2 protein-coding genes and 1 pseudogene are annotated in these 3,161 nt (G+C 33.2%); all 3 read right to left on the bottom strand.

Features of this window, described 5'->3' with window-relative positions; all coding sequences use genetic code 11:
- A pseudogene (locus ABZC96_RS09320) lies at positions 1–267 on the bottom strand (M3 family peptidase); the annotation flags it as partial.
- Between the two features lie 90 nt (positions 268–357).
- Positions 358–2,847 (bottom strand): RND family transporter, encoded by a 2,490-nt coding sequence (locus ABZC96_RS09325; protein WP_373030668.1) that lies wholly within the window; start codon positions 2,845–2,847, stop codon positions 358–360.
- 45 nt (positions 2,848–2,892) lie between these two features.
- Positions 2,893–3,161: ABC transporter substrate-binding protein (locus ABZC96_RS09330; protein WP_373030669.1), on the bottom strand; the 269-nt coding region annotated here is incomplete at its 5' end.

Raw genomic sequence — 3,161 nt, forward strand, 5'->3', positions numbered from 1 at the left:
TTCAGAGTGAAACTTTGAAAGTAGAGGGATAGACTCTTCATAGGCTTTTTGTGTCTCTTCTGAGTTCATAACAGAGTTAAGGTGTGAAAGAGGAGTAAAGAAAAGTCCTAACTCTTCATCTAAGTCTTGTAGAGGTTTAAGAATTTTTTCATAACTGGTTTCATCATTTGCAGTGATGTTATTGATGATTTCTCTTTGCTTGTTTAAAAGAGCATCTAAATCTTTGGGAAATTGTTCTAAATTGTTTATTTTGAATTCTTGAAACATAGTTTATTGATCCGTTATTTTATTTTTTTGATTGTAGCATATTTTATAAAAGGCGATATTAATTCTCATACGATGATATGAGATTTTAAACTACTTGATTCTTTTAAATGGCTTGAATAAAAGTAAAAGTTTTGGTAATAGTATCAAATCTGATGTGAGTGCAGCAATCATGACCAACATAGTAAGTAATCCAAAATAAATGGTTGGAATCAAATTTGACAGCGTTAAAATAGAAAAACCTATCACGATTACAAGTGTGGTGAAATATAGAGCATTTCCAATACTGTTGTTTGTTCTGTGCATGCTAAAGTAGTAACGATTATCTTTTGCAAACTCAACCTTAAATCGGTGAATATAGTGTACCGTGTCATCTATGCCTATACCCATAGCAATCGCCGCAATAGTAATAGTCATAATATCAAGAGGGATGTGTAGCCAGCCCATAAATCCAAAGACCATACCAATGGGAATAACATTGACAGTTAAAGCGATAAGTGTGAGTTTGAAGTCCCTGAAGAGTACAAAAAACATGATGGAAACTATGAGCAGTACAAGACCGATCATAGTGATTTGTGAATGAAAGAGGGACTGCAACATATTGTTGTAAAGTACCATGAGATTTGACAGCTGCACAGTTGCGACATTAGGATCTATAATATGTATTAGGTCATCTTTTATTTTTTTCAGTAATGCATCCCTGCGTAAAGCTTCATTGGAGTCTACAATACGTGTAGTGAACCTTAGTTGATTATTGTCGATATTGACATAAGGTGTAAGTATCACATCTCTATATTTTTGAGGTAGCTTTTGATAGACCAAAGCAAGATCTATACTGTCTAAATCTTTATTTTCATTGAGTACCTTTCCTGTATCAAGAAGCGTGGCAAAAGATTGTACTTCTCCTATTTGAACCAGGTGTGTTAAATAGTCATGGACTTTTTTTATAATCTTGATCTTTTCATCGGTAAACCAGTATTGATCCTGGTTCTCAACAGTATTAAACTCATTTTCAAATGAATCTGATTCTTCTTCCGTATCTTCTTGTGTCTCTATAATAGGTGAGGATGTACTATTTTTATCTGACAGAGTGAGTATGATATCTAAGGGTGTTGTTCCTCCCAACTCCTGATCTATGATTTTCATGCCTTTGTAGATGTCAGTATCTTTTTTAAAGTAGTTAATGAAACTGTTCTCGACAATAAGTTGAGAAGCTCCTGTAACACTGAATACAATTGTAAGTATAGAGATGATGTAGATAGCTTTTTTATCATGTAATACAATTCTAGCAGTCAGAGAAGGTATAAATGACATAGATCTTTTTTGCTTTATAGGAGGTGTTTTCTTAAGCAGCATAAGTACAGTAGGAAAGACAATAAACGCAATGATAAGTGACATTGTAATTCCTGCGCTCATCATCCAACCTAGATTGATTACAGGATGGATATGAGAATAAAGAAGTGAAGAAAATCCTGCAATAGTAGTGAGAATCGCAAAGAAAGTAGGTGTCGCTTTTGTAAGCATGGTGAGCAAAATAAGTCTTTTGGATGAAGCACGGGGATAGAGTGATAAAAGTTCTTCATATCTTACAATAAGGTGTAAAACAATAGAAATTGTGATAATAAGCTGCAAGGCAATAAAATTTGAAGAGATGACAGTGATCTCCCATCCAAAAAATCCTAGACTGCTCGTAATTGCAATGACAGACAGAGTGCAGATAAGGATAGGCAGCATCACCCATCTTGGTTTTCTGAAAACAAGACCCAAAACAAGAATAATAAGGAGTATAAGAGTACTTCCATAAAGGAATAGATCGTTTTTAACAAATCCAACAATGTCGTTGGAGATCATTTGGACACCACCTAAAAAAAACGTAGCATCGTCTTGATATTTTGAAATAAGAGAGCGGATTTCTTTAATATTTTTATTGTCAAGAATACGTTGTTCGTCCCTATGTTTTTTAAACGCTACTGTAACATTGCTAAGAGCTTGTTTTTCTTCCTTTGTAAGAGAAGAGATTTTTTGTTTGTCAAGTAAAAGATTTCTCTTTTCCAAAAGAGTAAAATATTCTGGATCCTGATATAAATGAATGATGATAGAAGATATTGTAAAATCTTTATTGACAAGCCTGTCTTTATATAAAGGACTGGTTAAAAACTCTTGTTTAACCAGTGATAGATTGATATCAGAGTTTTTAAGTGTTCTTGTTTCATTGATTAGATCATCCATATCTCTTATAGGTGAAAAAAACAAAGGCGCATTGATCAGTGAATCTACAGATTCAACATTGGGTAATTTTTCTAGCGTATCACTGATATGTGTTAGGGTTTGCAGACTTTCAGGAGAGAGTAGATCATGTTTTGGTTTGTAGGCAAGAATAAGTACATCATTGGTTTGAAATCGTTTTGCTACAGCTCTGGAAAATGCCAAGTCTTTATCATCATTCAAAAGAAGCGTTTCTGCAGAAGCGTCTATTTCCAGTTTTTCGACATTCATACCAAAAATGAGGATGCTACTAATGAGTATAAGAAGAACAGATAACGGATATTTCAGTATCAGTTTTTGGTAAAATTTATGTAGCATAGGTCATCTTTTCATGATCATATAATGGTCTTGCTAGAGAATAACTTAGAGCGATTCTATAAGCTGTTTGACAGATTTGGTTTGTAAAAACTCAGAAAACTGTTTTCTATAGGTTTGAATAATACTCACACCGACTAACTCCACATCATAAATATACCATTGATTATTCTGACTTTTCTTATAAAATAGATAGACAACTTTATAGGTGTCGTCAAGGCCTATAACCTGAGTTTCTAAAGTAATTCGATTAGGTTTGATTTTTTTTAAATCTTTAATAATCACTTTTTCATTGTTGTAAAGTCTTAGCTTATCAA

It is taken from the genome of Sulfurovum sp. (assembly GCF_041551015.1).
GTDB lineage: Bacteria > Campylobacterota > Campylobacteria > Campylobacterales > Sulfurovaceae > Sulfurovum.

Excerpts from the sequence above, each read along its gene's own strand:
- ABZC96_RS09325 (WP_373030668.1), bottom strand. The coding sequence starts at position 2,847 with ATGCTACATAAATTTTACCAAAAACTGATACTGAAATATCCGTTATCT.